This window comes from Blastococcus sp. CCUG 61487 (genome assembly GCF_005222955.1).
GTDB lineage: Bacteria > Actinomycetota > Actinomycetes > Mycobacteriales > Geodermatophilaceae > Blastococcus.
On record NZ_LWUA01000229.1, the window covers coordinates 1 to 16,932 of the forward strand.

The 16,932-nt window shown below is 68.7% G+C and carries 18 protein-coding genes and 1 pseudogene; 11 read left to right on the top strand and 8 right to left on the bottom strand.

The window, feature by feature from the left end; all coding sequences use genetic code 11:
* Positions 1-190, bottom strand: a pseudogene (locus A6V29_RS12255) (IS3 family transposase); the annotation flags it as partial.
* Between the two features lie 260 nt (positions 191-450).
* Here A6V29_RS12255 and A6V29_RS12260 point away from each other — a divergent pair.
* From A6V29_RS12260 to A6V29_RS12265, 3 genes are all read left to right on the top strand, one after another.
* The gene (locus tag A6V29_RS12260; RefSeq protein WP_212719319.1) at positions 451-720 is read left to right on the top strand and encodes an acyl carrier protein; all 270 of its coding nucleotides are present in this window, start codon (positions 451-453) and stop codon (positions 718-720) included.
* Between the two features lie 154 nt (positions 721-874).
* Positions 875-1,735, top strand: coding sequence for a DUF7064 domain-containing protein (locus A6V29_RS22195; RefSeq protein ID WP_502700088.1), 861 nt, complete (start codon positions 875-877; stop codon positions 1,733-1,735).
* Between the two features lie 193 nt (positions 1,736-1,928).
* Positions 1,929-3,008 (top strand): cytochrome P450, encoded by a 1,080-nt coding sequence (locus A6V29_RS12265; RefSeq protein ID WP_170977850.1) that lies wholly within the window; start codon positions 1,929-1,931, stop codon positions 3,006-3,008.
* Between the two features lie 12 nt (positions 3,009-3,020).
* On the opposite strand, the gene A6V29_RS12270 is transcribed toward A6V29_RS12265, so the two are convergent.
* A complete protein-coding gene (locus A6V29_RS12270; RefSeq protein WP_249933198.1) occupies positions 3,021-4,094 on the bottom strand; it encodes a phosphotransferase in 1,074 nt (357 codons plus the stop codon).
* Between the two features lie 311 nt (positions 4,095-4,405).
* On the opposite strand from A6V29_RS12270, the gene A6V29_RS12275 reads away from it, so the two are divergent.
* The gene (locus A6V29_RS12275; RefSeq protein WP_137160558.1) at positions 4,406-6,160 is read left to right on the top strand and encodes an AMP-binding protein; all 1,755 of its coding nucleotides are present in this window, start codon (positions 4,406-4,408) and stop codon (positions 6,158-6,160) included.
* A 161-nt stretch (positions 6,161-6,321) separates the two neighbouring features.
* Here A6V29_RS12275 and A6V29_RS12280 read toward each other — a convergent pair whose 3' ends face one another.
* A complete protein-coding gene (locus tag A6V29_RS12280) occupies positions 6,322-6,495 on the bottom strand; it encodes a Zn-dependent oxidoreductase (RefSeq protein ID WP_137160559.1) in 174 nt (57 codons plus the stop codon).
* A 61-nt stretch (positions 6,496-6,556) separates the two neighbouring features.
* On the opposite strand from A6V29_RS12280, the gene A6V29_RS12285 reads away from it, so the two are divergent.
* A complete protein-coding gene (locus A6V29_RS12285) occupies positions 6,557-7,282 on the top strand; it encodes a nitroreductase family protein (protein WP_137160560.1) in 726 nt (241 codons plus the stop codon).
* Positions 7,283-7,337: 55 nt separating this feature from the next.
* Here the strand turns inward: A6V29_RS12285 and A6V29_RS12290 are convergent, their stop codons facing one another.
* The gene (locus tag A6V29_RS12290; RefSeq protein ID WP_137160561.1) at positions 7,338-9,083 is read right to left on the bottom strand and encodes a DUF429 domain-containing protein; all 1,746 of its coding nucleotides are present in this window, start codon (positions 9,081-9,083) and stop codon (positions 7,338-7,340) included.
* A 111-nt stretch (positions 9,084-9,194) separates the two neighbouring features.
* On the opposite strand from A6V29_RS12290, the gene A6V29_RS12295 reads away from it, so the two are divergent.
* The gene (locus A6V29_RS12295) at positions 9,195-9,770 is read left to right on the top strand and encodes a hypothetical protein (RefSeq protein WP_137160562.1); all 576 of its coding nucleotides are present in this window, start codon (positions 9,195-9,197) and stop codon (positions 9,768-9,770) included.
* A 63-nt stretch (positions 9,771-9,833) separates the two neighbouring features.
* Here A6V29_RS12295 and msrA read toward each other — a convergent pair whose 3' ends face one another.
* Positions 9,834-10,346 (bottom strand): peptide-methionine (S)-S-oxide reductase MsrA, encoded by a 513-nt coding sequence (gene msrA, locus A6V29_RS12300; protein ID WP_249933194.1) that lies wholly within the window; start codon positions 10,344-10,346, stop codon positions 9,834-9,836.
* Between the two features lie 94 nt (positions 10,347-10,440).
* Between msrA and A6V29_RS12305 the strand changes: the two genes are divergently transcribed.
* Both A6V29_RS12305 and A6V29_RS12310 read left to right on the top strand, forming a co-directional pair.
* Positions 10,441-11,196 (top strand): hypothetical protein, encoded by a 756-nt coding sequence (locus A6V29_RS12305; RefSeq protein ID WP_137160564.1) that lies wholly within the window; start codon positions 10,441-10,443, stop codon positions 11,194-11,196.
* 43 nt (positions 11,197-11,239) lie between these two features.
* A complete protein-coding gene (locus A6V29_RS12310) occupies positions 11,240-12,649 on the top strand; it encodes a threonine/serine exporter family protein (RefSeq protein WP_249933195.1) in 1,410 nt (469 codons plus the stop codon).
* 22 nt (positions 12,650-12,671) lie between these two features.
* Here A6V29_RS12310 and A6V29_RS12315 read toward each other — a convergent pair whose 3' ends face one another.
* Complete coding sequence (locus A6V29_RS12315; protein WP_137160565.1) at positions 12,672-13,211, bottom strand: CGNR zinc finger domain-containing protein; 540 nt, start codon at positions 13,209-13,211, stop codon at positions 12,672-12,674.
* A gap of 83 nt (positions 13,212-13,294) precedes the next feature.
* On the opposite strand from A6V29_RS12315, the gene A6V29_RS12320 reads away from it, so the two are divergent.
* Complete coding sequence (locus tag A6V29_RS12320) at positions 13,295-14,275, top strand: EamA family transporter (RefSeq protein WP_137160566.1); 981 nt, start codon at positions 13,295-13,297, stop codon at positions 14,273-14,275.
* A 101-nt stretch (positions 14,276-14,376) separates the two neighbouring features.
* Positions 14,377-15,570: a phosphoglycerate dehydrogenase gene (serA, locus tag A6V29_RS12325; protein ID WP_137160567.1), complete on the top strand. Its 1,194-nt coding sequence runs from the start codon at positions 14,377-14,379 to the stop codon at positions 15,568-15,570.
* A 21-nt stretch (positions 15,571-15,591) separates the two neighbouring features.
* On the opposite strand, the gene A6V29_RS12330 is transcribed toward serA, so the two are convergent.
* Both A6V29_RS12330 and A6V29_RS20965 read right to left on the bottom strand, forming a co-directional pair.
* Positions 15,592-16,239: a TetR/AcrR family transcriptional regulator gene (locus A6V29_RS12330; protein ID WP_170977852.1), complete on the bottom strand. Its 648-nt coding sequence runs from the start codon at positions 16,237-16,239 to the stop codon at positions 15,592-15,594.
* Between the two features lie 83 nt (positions 16,240-16,322).
* On the bottom strand, positions 16,323-16,469 hold the full coding sequence (locus A6V29_RS20965) for a DUF1059 domain-containing protein (RefSeq protein WP_170977853.1): 147 nt from the start codon (positions 16,467-16,469) through the stop codon (positions 16,323-16,325).
* A 118-nt stretch (positions 16,470-16,587) separates the two neighbouring features.
* On the opposite strand from A6V29_RS20965, the gene A6V29_RS12335 reads away from it, so the two are divergent.
* The gene (locus A6V29_RS12335; RefSeq protein WP_137160569.1) at positions 16,588-16,899 is read left to right on the top strand and encodes a 2Fe-2S iron-sulfur cluster-binding protein; all 312 of its coding nucleotides are present in this window, start codon (positions 16,588-16,590) and stop codon (positions 16,897-16,899) included.
* Positions 16,900-16,932 lie beyond the last annotated feature (33 nt).

Genomic DNA, 16,932 nt, shown 5'->3' on the forward strand with positions numbered 1-16,932 from the left:
TCCTCCCCAGCGGTCAGGCCGCGTTCTTGTAGCTGGCAGGCGATGAACCCCGGAAGCCGAACGCGGGGTCGTCGCCGTGGATGTCGTAGGCGGCGTTGATCAGGTGCGCGGCGTCCCAGTCCGCTGCGAGATCGGGTTGGCGGCCCACTATTGAAGTCCGCGTGGAGAAGCCAAGCGCCCGGCAGGTCACCTGGGCGACCGGCAGCTTGCGGGCCACCGCCATCACGTCACAACGGAACCCCGCCGGATAGGGCCTTGCAACGATGCTGACCCTTCCAGCGAGCGCGCAGCCCCACAGGCAAGAAGTCAACCGAAGCGGGGGGGAGTCCCGTATGGTCAAGGCCGCGGTCAGTTTATCGGCGTAGGTGGGTGCGCGGCCCGGGCTTAGTGCGTGCATGAAGATTTGCAGAGTCGCGAAGGATCAATGGTAACGCTAGGAGGGACCACCGAGTGGTAAAGGCAATGGACGAAACACGCTTGCGGATCCGCGAAATGATCCGCGATATCGCCCCGAACGGTGATGGCTGGCGTGGCGACGATCCCCAATTAGTGGTTGATCTCGAATACCATTCGCTAGCCCTCGTAGAGCTGGCGTTCGCCCTCGAGGATGAGTTCGGAGTGGAGCCTATAGACGAGCACACTGCGGCCACAATCGTCTCTGTGAGCGACGTCGAGGGCTATGTTATGCAGGCGCTCGATGCGTCCCCAGGTCAGGGGTAGGTGGTTCTTAAGTGGCACGCCTTCGCCCGAAGTTTCTGCTCCTGGTGACCAGTTGCTGCGGCGGCGTGCCGTGACGTGGCCCATCGATAGCAGGTCAGAAAGAAATCTCCGGACCAGCCTGGACACTATCGGCGACGCGGCGACTCGGGCCGTTATGGCCCGCAGCGCACTCTGGAGCGAGTCACGCTATCTCGACTTCGCCGACGCCTCCTCGGGTCTGGGCGTCTATGTGCGGTTCGGAAGCTATCCCAACCTAGGCCAGAACTGGCTGTGGGTGGTTGTAGTAGCGCCGGGTTTTCCACCCTGGATCCTGAACGTGACTGACGCTACGCAACTTGAGGCAGCGGACAAGATGATCTGGCGCACAGGAGCCGGTGTCTATGCTCAGCTAAACGAGGCAGCTGACGGGAGCTCTTTCGGCCTTCGCGTCGGGGAGCTCCGGGATTCGTCTCACAGCCCCCGGCATCCGTTGCGTTTGGACCTTGTGTGGACGCCAGTCATGGAGGTATTCCGATACGCCTCGACCACTCGACTCGAGCAGTCGTGTGACGTGACAGGTGAAGTGGTGATGAATGGCGAGACCTTTGCAGTGTCAGCGACTGGACAGCGAGACCATTCTGTGGGAGTCCGGGACTGGTGGCGCGTACCGTGGCTGTGGGCCGCCGGCGCCGTGGGATCACAGGTCCGCTTCCAGGTGACGAAGCTGTCTCGAAAGCACGCTTGGGGCGAGGGTTATATGGCGCGTGGTGGGAGTATGGCGCCACTCAACCAAATCGCGGCGCCAGAGCGCAGTGACCGGCGGGAATCGCTAACCTTGTCCCTCGACGGCATTGACGTGAGCTGCCATCCGATAGCGTGGACCTTACTCCCCCTGGCCTCGCCTGAGGGAAAGGAGACGGTGCTGCACCGGGCATTGTGCAAGTTCTCAGGGGTGGGTGCAGTTGGTAGCGGTTGGCTGGAGTGGAACGTGCCCGCCCCCCGAAAAAGATCAAGTGAAGTTCGCGTGCAGCACTAGGAGATAGCAGCCGCTGCGGCAGTCGCTGCGGTTCAACGATGACGAATACAGTATTCCTGGCAGACGCGGGGGTAACATGTCAGCAGCACTCTTTGACCCACTGGACCCGGCCACGCTCGCTGACCCGTACTCGGCTTATGCCGCTCTGAGGGCATCCCTACCCGTTGCGCATCTCCAAGATCACGATCTTTGGATGGTGACGCGGTACGAGGATGCGGTGCATGTCCTCCGCAATACGGAGACATTCTCATCGGCCCTGGGGATGTCAGCCACCATTGGCTCTCACTCTGCCCCTGCGACAGGAGTCGGGTACCGGATGGGCGTGTCGGGCGTCCGGGTGATCATTGCGACAGATCCGCCCGAGCACCAAGTGATTCGGCGGGCGATTCGGCCGGCGTTCACTCGGCAATCGCTGGTGGCGCTCGAAAGTATGATGCACGAGCTGGCCGACGAACTAGTCCGGGGTCTTGTCGAGCGCGGTGCCGAGGCCGACTTTTACCGCGACGTGGCCGAACCGATGCCGGTCGTCGTATTGGCATCCATGTTCGGTGTGCCAGCTTCTATGCACGAGGAGTTCCGGCGGTGGGTATCCGTGGTCACGGCTGAGCTGGACCAAGGGTTCGATGGTCACGGTGTGGGTCGGGGGCTAGACATGCTCCGCTACTTCCGCCGAGAGCTAGCCAAACGACGGACCGCGCCGAGTGGAGATCTATTGTCGGTGATTGCTGCCGCGTCCGATGTTGGGCTGAGTGATCACGAACTCTTGGCCCAGTGCGTCTTTCTCCTTGTGGCAGGGGTAGAGACGACGACAAACCTCTTGACCAACCTTATCGCTGCGCTTAGTGAGCATCCGGAGGCGCAGGACTCCTTACGCCGTCACCCGCACCTCTTGTCGTCTGCCGTGGAAGAGGCGCTCCGTTACGATTCACCGGTCCAAGCCCTGTGGCGTTCGACTACCAGGCCGACTGAGCTAGGCGGGGAATCGTTACCGGCGAATGCCCGGGTCCTCGTGGCCTTTGGGGCCGCGAACCGAGACCCGGCACGCTTCCCGGATCCAGATAGATTCCTCGTGAACCGGAGTCCTAACGATCACATCGCCTTTGGCAGCGGTCCACATCTCTGCATCGGATCGAGACTGGCTCGAATGGAAGTGAAAGTGGTTCTTAAGGCACTGCTCGATCGAACGAGCTGGATTAGCCTGCGGGGCGCTGGAACGCGAACCCGGTCGCCTATCGTTCGGGGATTCGTTTCAGAGCCGGTTGTCTTGGGCTGAGGCCCAGTGGGTTCAGCTGATATTTCTCAGCTCATCGGCGTGAATCGCACTTCGGTCAGCCATTACCGCGAACATTTCGTCGCTGGCAGGCGTGCGCTCGCTTAGGGACCAGCCAACTATAGCCATGGCCAAGCCGGCGAGGGCATAGCGGGCATAGTCGGCCCAGAGGAGCTGCTCGTCGATCTGAATCCCATAAGAACGCAAAGCCGATACGTACGTGTCGATATAGATCGCATGGTCCGCTCTTTGCTTCTCGCGCGAGATGCTCGTGCCCACAAAGTAGCTTAGATCAGCGACAGAGTTGCCGACAGCGACGGTCTGCCAGTCGACGACCACAGGTCGTCCGATGCCGTAGAGCAGGTTGCCGGTGCGAAAGTCGCCATGAAGCACCGACGTAAGCGTCGCCAGCCTCGGGCGGTTCTGATCGCACTGAACCGCCAGCTCGGTGAGTGCTTCTTCCACCTCAGGCGCGAGCCGATCGTCGAATCTCGCCCAGAAACGGTCAGATAGACGCACCGCGAGAGTCAAGGCTTCATGCGATTCGATTATGGCTCGGCGTGGCGTTAACCACGAAGGTATGTCAATGCCAGAGCTGGCGGATGTGCTCGCGTGCAATCGTGCGAGTTCGAGCAGTGACGCTTCAGCCTCCTCGGGGCTGCATCCCCGCATCTGATCGCCAGCCTCGGAATCGCCCATATCCTCGAGCACCAAACAGTAGCGGTCCGCAGACTCATATGCCGCGATGAAGCATCGCGGTAGGCGGGACCCCACGTGTTCTGCTAGCTCAAGGTAGAAGCCGACCTCCGCCCGGTAGCTACCGAAGGTTCGAGCGGCCCTTCGCGCCACGGCGGACTGCGCAACCAGCTTGACCACGACTGAGGGAGGCGGGGATGCGGCGCGCTCGCTCGCCCATATCAGCCGCACTCGGACAGTCGTCCCAATCCTGCCGGCGCCAACGGGTTGTATGTCCGCGTCGATCAGGGTTGCGCGAAAAATGGGCTCCAAGTGCTGAGCACACCACTCGAACGTGACGTCATCCAAGACCCGCGGAATCCTGATCGACGACAACGGCGATTCGACTCCCATCTGGGGCAAGGCGTCGACGGTCTCATAGGCGGCAAGGTTTGACCTCAGACGATCCTGTCGTCACGGTACGGCACGGCGGGCGGAGACGTCTCGCCCGGCTCGTCTGTTGACTGCCGTGGTCCTCTGCGGAGGCCGACCGTGCAACGGTTGGTTCTACATCGTCGCCGACGATGATGGAGTCCGTCTGATTCGAAGGTGCCTCAACGACCGTGGCACTCTTCGGCTCCCGGTCGAGGTGGCATGCTGACAGAGGCGATGTCAGCTCGGTAGATTCCCGGACGGGGCTCGCGAATCGAGACTGCTGCGGCTGCATGAGCGGGGCCGTGCATCTGTTGAGCCTGCGTGTCTTGTGGCTGGTCGTCTCTTGGAGAGTTGTCAACTTGGAAGCGCAACGGGGTCTGCTCGACTGGGTGTTCGATGCAACGACCGATCGAGGTATTCGGCACCTGTCCGTCGACGGCTCATGGGAGTTCGTGAGCTACGCGGAACTCGCGGCGCGGACACTATTCATAGCGCAGCAGCTTTCGGCCGCGGGGATTCGGCCCGGAGATGCGGTTGCGCTTGCTCTGCCTCAGGGCCCGGAGTTTCCTATCGGCTTCTTCGCTACCTTGGCGGCGGGAGCCACGCCGTGCGTCATCCCGCCCACGCTGGTCTTTCGCGACCAAGATGCGTACCGGTCGCATGTCGGTCGCGTGATATCGCTAGGGCAACCGCGCTGCATCCTTGCTACGTCTGAATCGGCCGTTGAGCTTGAGTCCCGTATCGGAAGTACTGAAACGCCCGTTGTCGTGATGTCGGATGCGTCGCAGTCGGATGGTGTTCTGCCGGGTGCTGAGATTGCTGTTCCTGAGCGAGCCCTGATGCAGTTCACCTCTGGCTCCAGTGGCTCCCCCAAGGGGCTGGGCATATCGCGCGGTGCCTTGGAAGCGAATATTGCGGCCATCCGCCGGTGGTTGCGCATGGGCTGTGATGACGCAACGGCTACATGGCTTCCGCTGCACCATGACATGGGGCTGATCGGGTGTCTGCTGACCCCAGTCGTGAATGGTAGCGATCTCTGGTTGATGCGTCCTGAGCAGTTTATTAGGTCGCCGCTCAAATGGGTGGAATGCTTTGGGCGGCATGGTGCGAAACTTGCGGCCGTCCCTACTTTTGGTCTTGCGTACGCCGCGCGGCGTCTACGCCGCTCAGCCCTCGAGGGCATGGACTTCAACGATTGGAGGTCCGTGATCGTCGGCGCGGAGCATGTAGACCCGGCAGTGCTCGAAAGTTTTTCAACTCTGCTTGAGCCCGGCGGTTTCAGACGGCAGGCCTTCATGCCTGCTTATGGTCTGGCGGAGAGCACACTGGCTGTGACGGGAGTGGCTCTACAGGACGTGGCGCGGACAGTGTCGGTCGAACGATCCACCTTGGTGCCAGGGCGTCAGGTTCAGCTCTTGCCCCTGAGCGCCGGTGCAGAAGATGGCTTCCAGCTCAACTCATGCGGAAGGCCCCTCGGGGCGGCTCGCGTGCACATTGAGCTTCCCTCCGGCACTAAGGCGGAGGAGCTCGTCTGTGGCGAAATCGTGGTTAGCGGTCCAAGTATGGCGGACGAGTACCTGGAGATGGGGCCCTCCGGTGTCGTGTCGCGCACGCTCGCGGACACCGACGGCTGTTTTCGGACTGGCGATGCCGGCTTCCTCGCTGATGGCGAACTATATGTGGTGGGTCGCCTGGGTGACAGTCTTAAAGTGAGGGGGCAAACCGTATTCGCGGAGGACGTCGAGGCGTTACTCCTCAGATCCGCCTCCTTGCGTCGGGTGCGCCCCGTTGTCCTTCTCGGGAATCTTGATGGTGAGGATACGGTCGTTGTCCTTGCGGAGCAGGGCGATGGGACGTGGGTGACCGAGGCGCAGGCCCTATTGGCTCAACACGTCCCCGGCGTCCGCGCCCAAGTGCTGCTGGGGCCACCCGGGACCATTCTGAGAACGACGAGCGGGAAAGCGCGCCGCAGGCCAACTTGGAAGGCTCTCGCGATTGGAGCCTTGAACGTGCGTCCGGCGCTGGGTGTCCGCCCGAGCAAGTGAGCTTCGGCGTCAGCCATCTTTTCGATGACTCTTTTCGATGACTGGTGTCGGCGGCGTCGGGCTCAACGCGCCCCGCTGCACCGCTGAGTACGCGTGCGCGCCGCCGTCGTCGGTGTCGGTGTCGGTGTCGGTGTCGGGCTCAAGCCTCGCCCCCTGGGAGCCTACGGGCGTTCCCGAGGTACGTCTAAGGACAGGCGGTGGTGGGTGTCGGCGTAGTTGATGCCGGCGGCGGAGACGTCGTGGAGCGTCCGGCCGGGGCCGGCCTCCGGCTCGGGGACGTCGACGACGTCGAGGACTTCCGGGCCGCCGAAGCGGGTGATCTGCACAGCACGCATGCAGGGGACGCTAGGCGATGGTGAGGTGGAACGGGCAACCGGTGAGGAGAGGGCGAGCAGCATGGAAGACCTGCGGAACGTGCCGATACGGGCGAGCGACGTCTCCCTCGTCGATGGGCTGAGTTCGACACGGGCCATCCGGCGCTACACCGACGAAGCGGTCCCGGACCACGTCCTGCGCGATGTGCTGTTCGCCGCGACCCGGGCGCCGAGCGGGTCCAACCGGCAGCCGTTCCGGTTCCTCGTCCTGCGGAACGGCCCGCTGGCGGTCACGGCGAAGACGTTGATCGCCGAAGGAGCCCGTGCGATGTGGTCGGCCAAGCGGCAGCGTGACGGGTACGCGCAGGGCTCCGGCGCGCGGCGGGACTCACCGAAGGCACGACTGGCCGCGACGATGGAGCACTACGTCGACTCGTTCGCCTCGGTGCCGGTGCTGATCCTGCCGTGCCTCAACCGGTACCGCGCCCCCGAGCTGACGGAGGGGTCCCACGTCTACCCCGCCTGTCAGAACCTCCTCCTCGCTGCGCGGGCCTACGGCTACGGCGGCGTGATGACGATGTTCCACCGGACTGTCGAGGCGGAGTTGCGCTCCGCGCTCGGCATCCCGGACGCCACCGCGATCTCGGCGACGATCACCCTGGGCAGGCCCGCCGGGTCGCACGGCCCAGTGCGGCGCCGACCGCTGTCCGAGCTGGTCTACGAGGACGGCTGGGGTACGCCCGCACCCTGGGCGGTGGACCCACCCGGTACGGAGTTCACCGCAGCAGGTCCGCCCGTGCAGCGTTAGCTGTCGTCGTCGCCTCCCGGCCGCGGGGCCTTGGCTCCGCGGGCTCCCCGGCCGGTCAGCTGCCGGCGAGCTTCTGCAGCCGGGTGGTCAGGGCGGCCCGCCGGTCCGCGTTGCCGTGCAGGTCCACGTACTGCTGCCCGAAGCCGGCCAGCAGCGTGTCGTCCAGTCGGCGCACGGCACCGGGTGGATAGCGGTAGTCCATCCGGGCGGTGATGTCTCTGTCGTCGACGGCGCGCAGCACCTCGCCCAGCTCCACCAGGCTGGTGATCCCCAGCTCCAGCAGCAGGCCGGAGATCCAGGTGTAGTGGTCCGGGCGGGACCAGCCGGCGTCGGCGTACTGCCCGGCCAGGAACGCAGCCAGCTCCCGGGGCGCGATCCGGGGGTCGTCGGGATCCGCGTCGTCGGCGTCGTCGGCGTCGTCGCCGGGCAAGGGTGCCCGAAGGCGCTCGCGGATCGCGGTGAACTGCTGATCTGCCAGCTCCAGCAACCCGGCGGCCAGGGTGAACCGCCGGTCGAACTCGGAAGCGTGCTCGTCGGGCACCGTGCCCTTGTAGCGGATGTCGTGCTCGAACTCCGCCCACGCGTGCTGCAGCACCGTGCGCACCTGCACCTGCACCACCCGCCCGACCAGCTCCGGCCACTCGGCCGCCCGGCCCGGGTCCACGGCGATCAGCAGGTGCCGGCTGGAGTAGCCGAACCGGCCCTGCTGCGCGGTCTGCCGTCCCATGTCGCGGTCGTCGATCACCCGCACCTGCGCGGCCAGCAGTTCGGCGACCGCCTCCACGTCGGCCTGCACGTAGGTGATCACCCGGACGCCGATCTGGTCGGTGATGTCCCGCGCCGGGTCCGGGTAGGCAGGCTTGCCGTCGACCAGGCGAGCCGCCTTCTCCGCGAACGAGGTGACACTCTTGGTCCGTCCGGTGACGGACAGGTAGTTGATCCCGGCGTCGTCGAGCACACCGGTGACGAGCGCGACCGCCTGCGTCCCGGCGACCAGGGCCTGGGGCCGGCCGTCGGCGTACGCCTGGATGGCCTGCTGCACCGGGTCGGGCGGAGGTGCGGCGACCCGGGGGCCGGGCTGCAGGTCCGGCGGCAGGGTCGGAGTCACGATGGCACCACCGGCCGCGTCGCCGTAGGTGGTCACCTCGTCCGGACGTCGAACGGCGATCCACCCCACGTAGGCGCAGACCACCGCGTCGATCTGGTCCTCCGCCACCCGCAGCTCGCTCTTGCGAGAGGCGGTCTGCACCTGCTCGCGCAGCGCGGCGAACGGCGCACCGAGGTCGAGCTCGGCCACCCCGCCCAGGAGGTCGACGAGCAGGAGCAACTCCGCGCGCATCTGCTCGAGCGTGCGGCCCGGCTTGCTCTTGTACTTCAGCGTGCGGCCCAGCCGGAACAGCGCCACCGTCGCCGCGTGCGGGTAGACCTCGATCGCGCGGCGGTCGCGGCCCGAGCGGGGGTCGAGGTCCAGCTTCAGCCGCCGGCCGATCCGCCCGCCGCGGGTGTCCCCGTCGGTGAACTCGGACCTGCTGGTGTTGGTCGGATGCGCCCCGGCCTGGAACTTCGCGAAGTCGGCGTTGAGCGCCCGCTCGGCGGCCCGGTTCCCGGTGGCGTTGGTGACCACCAGCGGGGCGTCGATCGCCACGATGCACGGGCCGGCGGTGAACGGTGCCAGCGCGGTCTCGATCTCGTCGTCGGTGTGCACCGTGCTGACGTGCACCAACCGGCCGGCGTCGTCCAGCACGGCGAGGCCGGTGGGCTGCCTGGACCCCCAGGCGAGGTCGATCCCGATGTAGTGCACGGGGTCAGCTTGCCGTGCCCCGCCGCACGAGTTCGGAACAGCTGATCAGGGAAGTGCGAACACGTCGGCTGCGGCAGGCTCTGCAGGGTCGAGGTGCGGCATGCTCGGCGGATGTCTCTCGCCCCGGAGAACTCGTCGTTGCCGCTGCCGGACTTCGTGAATTGGTCGATCTTCCCGTTCGAGGGCGACCTCCGGGTGCGCGAGCCCAAGCCGCCGTACCCGACCGACCGGCCGCGCACGGGGGAGCCGGGCGGTGGACCCTGCTCCGCGTGCGCGGCCGCGGACGACGAGTACATCTGGGTGGACCGGCACTGGCGGGTCAAGGCGATGCGGCCGTCGGGCGTGCCGGTGCAGGTGTTCCTCGAGACCCGCGAGCACCTGGACATGGACGAGCTCGACGACGAGCGGGCCGGCGAACTGGGGCAGATGATCGTCCGGCTCGACCGGGCGATCCAGGCCGTCGGTGGCATCGGCCGGGTGCACGTCGCCCGCTGGGGCGACGGCGGCTCGCACTTCCACATGTGGCTCTACGGCCGCCCCCGCGGCGCCAGCCAGATGCTCGGCTTCTGCCTGCCGATGTGGGCGGAGATCCTGCCGCCGACCGCGGACGACGTGTGGCGGGCCAACATGGCCGTCGTCGCCGCGGAGCTCGCCAAGGTCAGCGGCACGGCGGTCGCCCGGCCCTGAGCGCCGAGGGGGTGGCCGTCCGCCCGGGACAGCCACCCCCTCGACCGCGAGCCGGACCTCAGCTCACGCCGTCTGCGCCTCCCGGCGGGGGAGCACCCAGTCGGGCCGCACGTAGTGGCACGTGTAGCCGAACGGGATCTTCTGCAGGTAGTCCTGGTGCTCCTCCTCGGCCTCCCAGAAGTCACCGGCCGGCTCCACCTCGGTGACGACCTTGCCGGGCCAGATCCCGGAGGCGTCGACGTCGGCGATCGTGTCCTCGGCGACGCGCTTCTGCTCGTCGCTGGTGTAGAAGATCGCCGAGCGGTAGCTGCGCCCGATGTCGTTGCCCTGACGGTCCTTCGTCGACGGGTCGTGGATCTGGAAGAAGAACTCCAGCAGCTCCCGGAACGAGACCGTGTCCGGGTCGAAGACGATCTCGACCGCCTCGGCGTGGTCCCCGTGGTTCCGGTAGGTGGCGTTCGGGGTGTCGCCCCCGGAGTAGCCGACGCGGGTGCTGATCACCCCCGGGCGCTTGCGAAGCAGCTCCTGGGCGCCCCAGAAGCAGCCGCCGGCGAGGATGGCGGTCTCAGTGGTCACGTGTGTGCCTCCCTCTGTGTCGAGCACGCCAGGTGAACACCGGAACGAGGTCCGGCGCTTCCCGGACCAGCCAAAGTACTGGCACCATCCGCGGATGGGAGAGCCCGAGCCGCACCGCTTCGAAGCCCGCGTCATCGAGGAGGCGGCCAACACGATCCACGACGACGACGGCGCCCAGCGGTTCGGCTTCACCGGCGCGCTCGTGCCCGGCGTCGAGCTGTTCGCCCGGATCACCACCCCGCTGGTCGCCGCCTGGGGGGAGGACTGGTTGTCCGCGGGACAGGTGGACGTGCGCTTCCGCCGTCCCGTCTACGACGGCGAGGAGGTGCTCGTCGAGCTCGACGACGGGCGGCTGACGGTCACAGGTCCGGACGGCGAGGTGCGGGCCGTCGGCTCGGCCAGCCGCACCGCCGACCGCCCGGATCTGAGCGTCTTCACGCACGTCCCCGCTGCACCTCGGCTGCTCACCGACCCCTCGGTCGGGCCCATCGGCAGCGTCGACGAGCACGTGAGCGTCGAGCAGAACGAGTGGTACCTCGACGCCGTCGGCGAACCGCTGGCGCTGTACCGCGAGCACGGGTGGGCCCATCCGGCGATGCTGCTCAAGGCGGTCCACCGGGTGCTCACCCGCAACGTGGAGCTCGGGCCGTGGATCCACACCGTGAGCGACTGCCGTTTCCTCGGCGTCGCCCGGCTCCCCGCGCTGATCACCTCGCACGGACGGGTCGTCAGCGTCGGACGGCGGGGCCGGCACGACGAGGTGGTCTACGACGCGCTGGTCCTGGCCGACGGGCACCCGGTGCTGCACACCCGGCACACCGCTCTCTACCGGCTCGACGCCGCGGCCTGAGAGCCTGCCGCGGATCGCCCTGGCCACTCCGTAGCCTGGCGCCGTGCCTCCCCCCAGCCGGGGCCGCGATCGGCGGCTCGCCCGACTGCCGGAACGAGCACGCAAGGCCATCGCCGGCTCCGGTCCGCCGACGGAGCCGTTCTCCCTGCGCGCCAAGCCCAGTCAGGTGGACCCCGCCACGGCGCGGGCCGCGCTCGGCCTGGCCCTCCGCATGGGCGAGTCGATGATGGCGGTGGGCGGCTCGGCGGCGGACGTCACCGCCATGGTCCTCCGTGTCGCCGCGGCCTACGGGCTGGACGATTGCCAGGTCGACGTCACGTTCACCTCGCTGACGATCAGCTACGCACCCGACGACGCGGATCCGCTGGTCCTGATGCGGATCGTGACTCCGCGCGGACTGGACTACACCCGGCTCCAGGGGATCACCGCGCTGGCCGCGACGATCAAGGACGAGGAGCTCGGCCCCGAGGAGGCGCACCGCCGGCTGGACGAGGTCCTGTCCGCGCCGCACCCCTACCGCCGCGGGATCCACGCGCTCGGCTGGTCGGGGGTCGCGGGCTGCGTCGCCATCCTGCTCGGAGGTGGCTGGCTGGTGGCCGTGGTCGCGGCGGTCACCACGGCGGTCATCGAGCAGACGATCCGCGCCCTGGCGCGGCGTGGCCTGCCGATGTTCTTCCAGCAGGTCGTGGGTGCCGCGGTGGCCACCGGGTCCGCCGTCCTGCTCATGGTCGCCGAGGTGCAGGTCCGCACCTCGCTGGTCGTCGCCGCCGGGATCGTGGTGCTCCTGGCCGGGTTGTCCTTCGTGGGCGCCGCCGAGGACGCGATCAACGGCTATCCGGTCACCGCCGCGGCACGGGCCTTCGAGGTCCTGACGCTGACGACCGGCATCGTCGTCGGCATCGCCGCCGTCCTGGACATGGCCCGGCGGGCGGAGGTGCCGCTGCGCGTGCTCGACCCGGCGACGTTCCGCGTGGCGTTCCCCGTCGCGCTGGCTGCCGCCGCCGCGATGGCCGGGTTCTGGGCGATCGCGTCGTACGCCCGCCCGATCGCCGTCGGGGTGGCGACGGCGGCCGGTGCGCTGGCGTGGGTCACCTCCTCCGCGGTGGCCGAGTTCGGGGTCGGCCCGGCGGTGGCCAGCGCGGCGGCGGCGGTGCTCGTCGGCTTCTGCGGTGAGGCGCTGACCGATCGGCTGCGGGTTCCGCCGCTGCTCGTCGCGATCTGCGGCATCGTCCCGTTGCTGCCCGGGCTGCTGATCTACCGGGGGCTGTTCGAGATCGTCGTGGAGGCCGACGTCGGGCGGGGGGTGAGCCGGCTCGTGGGAGCCGCGGCCATCGGGCTGGGCCTGGCCGCCGGCGTCGTGCTGGGCAGGTACTTCGGCCGCCCGCTGCGCGGCAGCCTGGACCGCTTCGACCGCCGGGTCCGCCGCCGCTGGACCACCCGGTCCGTCAGCTAGGGCTCGGAAGGCCGATCGTGGGTCAGCCGGCGGTTCGGCGGGCCCGGTGCGCGGCCATGTGCTCCCGGTTGGCGCAGCTGGTCCCGCAGAACCGGCGGCTGCCGTTCCTGGTGAGGTCGACGAGAGCGTCGTCGCACCCGCGCGCTGCGCAGCGGCGCAGCCGGTGGAGGGCGTCGGTGCGGACCACCTCGGCCAGGGCCATCGCCGCCTCCACGCCCATCCGGTGGGCCAGCGGAGCCGTCGGCTCCGTGGCGTGCATGTGGTAGCCCCAGTCGTCGTGCCGGACCAGTTGCGGCAGCGCTCGCCCGTCCTGGAGCAGCCGGTTCACCTCGGCGACGACGTCGTCCTCGCCCGCCGTCCAGATCCCGGCGAGCACGGCGCGCAGCTCGTGCACCTCGGCGAGCTCCGCGGCGTCCCCGCGGCGGCTGCCGGTGAACTGCCAGGTGTCGAGGAAGGCGGCGAGGGCCGGGGGGTCGGGAAGTCGCTCCTCGCCGTCCGCCGCGGTGTTGACGAGCGCGGCCGCGGTGGCCAGCCCGAGCTCCGTGTCGTGCGCGAAGAGCACCTGTCTCCTGACGTCCGTCTGCTCTGCTAGCGTCCCGCCGTCAGGAGCGTACCGCCGTTGACCCCTGACAGGAGAGGGTCGTCGTGCTCGATCGCCGCACCGGGCTGCTGGGTCTCCTGCTGGCCGTGGTCTCCGCCGCCGCCTTCGGCACGGCCGGGGTCTTCGCCGCCGGCCTGCTGGACGCCGGCTGGAGCGCGGCGTCCGCCGTGATCGTCCGGGTCGGTCTGGGAGCTCTCGTCCTGACCGTGCCCGCCGTCCTCCAGCTGCGCAGGCGATGGCACCTGCTCCGGGCCAACGCCGGCGCGGTCCTGGCCTTCGGGGCGCTCGCCGTCGCGCTGCCCCAGCTCGCCTACTTCTCCGCCGTCGCCCGGCTGTCGGTCGGGGTGGCGCTGCTCCTGGAGTACTCCGCCGTCGTGCTCGTCGTGCTGTGGGTCTGGGTGCGGCTCGGTCAGCGGCCCGGCGCCGTCACCGCCGCCGGCGTGGTCGTGGCGCTGACCGGGCTGGTGCTGGTGCTGGACGTCGCCCGGGGTGCCGAGCTCGACCCGATCGGGATCGCCTGGGGGTTGCTGGCCGCGGTGGGGCTCGCGGCCTACTTCGTGCTCTCCGCCCGGACCGAGGGCGCGCTTCCTCCGCTGGTCAGCGCGTGGGCAGGGCTCGCGGTCGGTGCGCTGCTCCTCGGCGTGGCGGCGCTCGTCGGAATCGTCCCGTGGCGGACCTCGGCCGCCGATGTCGAGCTGGCCGGCAGGACGATCAGCTGGCTCGTGGCCGTCCTGGGCATCGCCCTGGTCGCGGCGGCCGTCGCGTACGCCACCGGCATCGCCGCGGTCCGGCTCCTGGGGGCGCGGCTCAGTTCGTTCGTGGGCCTCAGCGAGGTGCTGTTCGCGGTGCTGTTCGCCTGGCTCGCGCTGGGGCAGCAGCCTTCGGGGGTGCAGCTCGTCGGCGGCGTCGTCGTCCTGGCCGGGATCGTGCTCGTCCGGCTGGGTGAGCGACCGGCGGGCGACATCCCCGTCGGGCCGGTCGGTACCCCGGGGCACCCGACCGCGGCCGAGACAGTCCCTGGCTGAGGGGTGCGCCACCGGTCGTCCGGCCCGGTGGCAGAGGGGCGCATACTCGGGGCCGCCGCGGACCGCCGCTGGTCCGGCGGTCGAGGAGGACTGACCTGACCATGCCGAGGGCGCTGCTGCTCGAGAACATCGATCCCGTCGCCGTCGACCTCCTTACCTCCGCCGGGTACGAGGTCGAGTCGATCCGGGGTGCGCTGGACGAGGACGACCTGATCGCCGCGCTGGACGGCGTCACCCTGCTGGGCATCCGCTCGAAGACGCAGGTGACCGCGGAGGTGCTGCGCCGCCGCCCCGAGCTGGTCGCGATCGGCGCCTTCTGCATCGGCACCAACCAGATCGACCTCGTCGCGGCCGCCGGTGCCGGGGTCGCGGTGTTCAACGCGCCCTACTCCAACACCCGCAGCGTCGTCGAGCTCGCGCTCGCCGAGATCATCCTGCTGGCCCGTCGGCTGGTCGACAGGGACCGCGCGCTGCACGCCGGGATCTGGGACAAGTCGGCCACCGGCAGCCACGAGATCCGCGGCCGCACCCTCGGCATCGTCGGCTACGGCAACATCGGCAGCCAGCTGTCGGTGCTCGCCGAGAGCCTGGGCATGCGCGTCCTCTACTACGACCTGGAGGACAAGCTCGCGCTGGGCAACGCCCAGCGCTGCGCCAGCCTCGACGAGCTGCTCGAGCGGGCCGAGACGGTGTCGCTCCACGTCGACGGCCGCGGCGGCAACGCCGGGCTCTTCGGTGCCGAGCAGTTCGCCCGCATGCGCCCCCGGAGCCTGTTCCTCAACCTCTCCCGCGGCTTCGTCGTCGACCACGAGGCGCTGCGCGACCACATCCTCAGCGGCCACATCGCCGGGGCCGCGGTCGACGTCTTCCCCGAGGAGCCGCGCGAGCAGGGGGACCCCTTCACCTCGGTGCTCCGCGGGTTGCCCAACGTGGTGCTCACCCCGCACGTCGGCGGGTCCACCCAGGAGGCGCAGCACGACATCGGCCGCTTCGTCGCCGGCAAGTTGATCGACTACGTGCAGTCGGGGACGACGACGCTGAGCGTGAACCTGCCCGCCGTGGCCCTGCACGGCTCGTCGGCTGCTCGCTTCGCGCTGCTGCACCGCAACGTCCCCGGCGTCCTGGCGAGCGCCGACGTGCTGGTCACCGAGCACGGGCTCAACGTCGACGGTCAGGTGCTGGCCACCCGCGGTGAGCTCGGGTACGCGGTCACCGACGTCAGCGCCCCGCTGCCGTCGGAACTGATCGCCGCGCTCCGGGAGCTGCCGGAGACGGTGCGGCTCGCCACGTTCTAGGTCCGGCCGGCGCGGTTCGGGTCAGCGGAACGGCCCCACCGGGGGCAGGGTGAGGCGCCAGAAGTCGGTCACCTCGTCCAGCATCACCTCGCGGTCGATGCTCTTCTGCCCCAGCACGACGATCCGGTAGGCGAGCTGGTCGAGCTGGATCATCAGCAGCTGGAGTCGCAGGTGCGCGCGGTCGCGGTCCTGCGGGCGGACGCCGGCGAGGTAGCCGGTCATCTCGTCGGCGAATCCGGCGAAGCTGCCCTCGACCCGCTGCGCGAGCGTCGGGTTCGCGGCCAGCGCCTCGCGCAGCGGCCGCAGCAGGTTCGCGTGCTGCGCGTACCAGTTCAGCGTGTTCCGCAGGGAGGCGCGCAGTGCATCGCGGTCGCCCAGGACGAGCGCGGCGTCGACCTCCCGCCAGTAGTCCGGTGTCTCGGCCAGGTTGGCTCGCATGAGCGTCATCAGGACGTCGGACTTGTCGGTGAAGTGCACGTAGAACGTCGCCCGGCTGACATTGGCGGTGCTGGCGATGTTGCCGACCGTGGTGCCCGAGTACCCGTCCCGCTGGAAGACCGCTTCGGCCGCCGACAGCAGGCGCTGCCGGGTCACCTCCCGGAGTTCCTCCCGCACCGTCGTCTGCGGAGTGCCGTCAGGATCGGGCTCGGTGTCCGTCGCAGCGCTCACGGGACGACGATAGGCGCTGCTCACGACCGCACCCGTTCCGCCTCGTCGTCCCCGGCCCCACGCGGTTCCCGGCGCACGATGGCTCAGGACGCCATGAAGAGGATCTGCTCGCGGGTGTACGTCCGCCCCGGATGCGCCTCGCTGAGGTGGGCCTGGGCCTTGGCCACCAGGTCGTCCTCGTCCTGACCTTCGATCACTTCCCCGCAGGGACAGTTCAGGTACATCTCCACGCGCCGACCTCCGTCGTACCGGGCTCGACACGACAGCTGCCGTGACGAGGCGTCATTGACTGGACAGTGTGTCACCCGTAACGTGCATCACATTCGGTGAAACCCAGGAGAGGGCCGCATGAAAGTCACTTTCATCCTGCAGGACAAGTCGGAGTGCACGGTCGAGGCCGAACCCGGCTGGAAGCTGATGGAGGTCGCCGTCGACAACGCGATCCCCGGCATCGAGGGGGACTGCGGCGGGGAAGCGGCGTGCGCCACCTGCCACGTGTACGTGGCCCCCGAGTGGACCGACGCGACGGGGGAGCGCACCAACGACGAACAGGCCATGCTCAGCAGCACCTTCGGCGTCCGCGAGAACAGCCGGTTGTGCTGCCAGATCGAGACCTCCGATGACCTGGACGGGCTGTCTGTCGAGGTCGTCGGCAGCTGACCCCGGGCGCCGTCCGCCGACGGACGGCGCCGG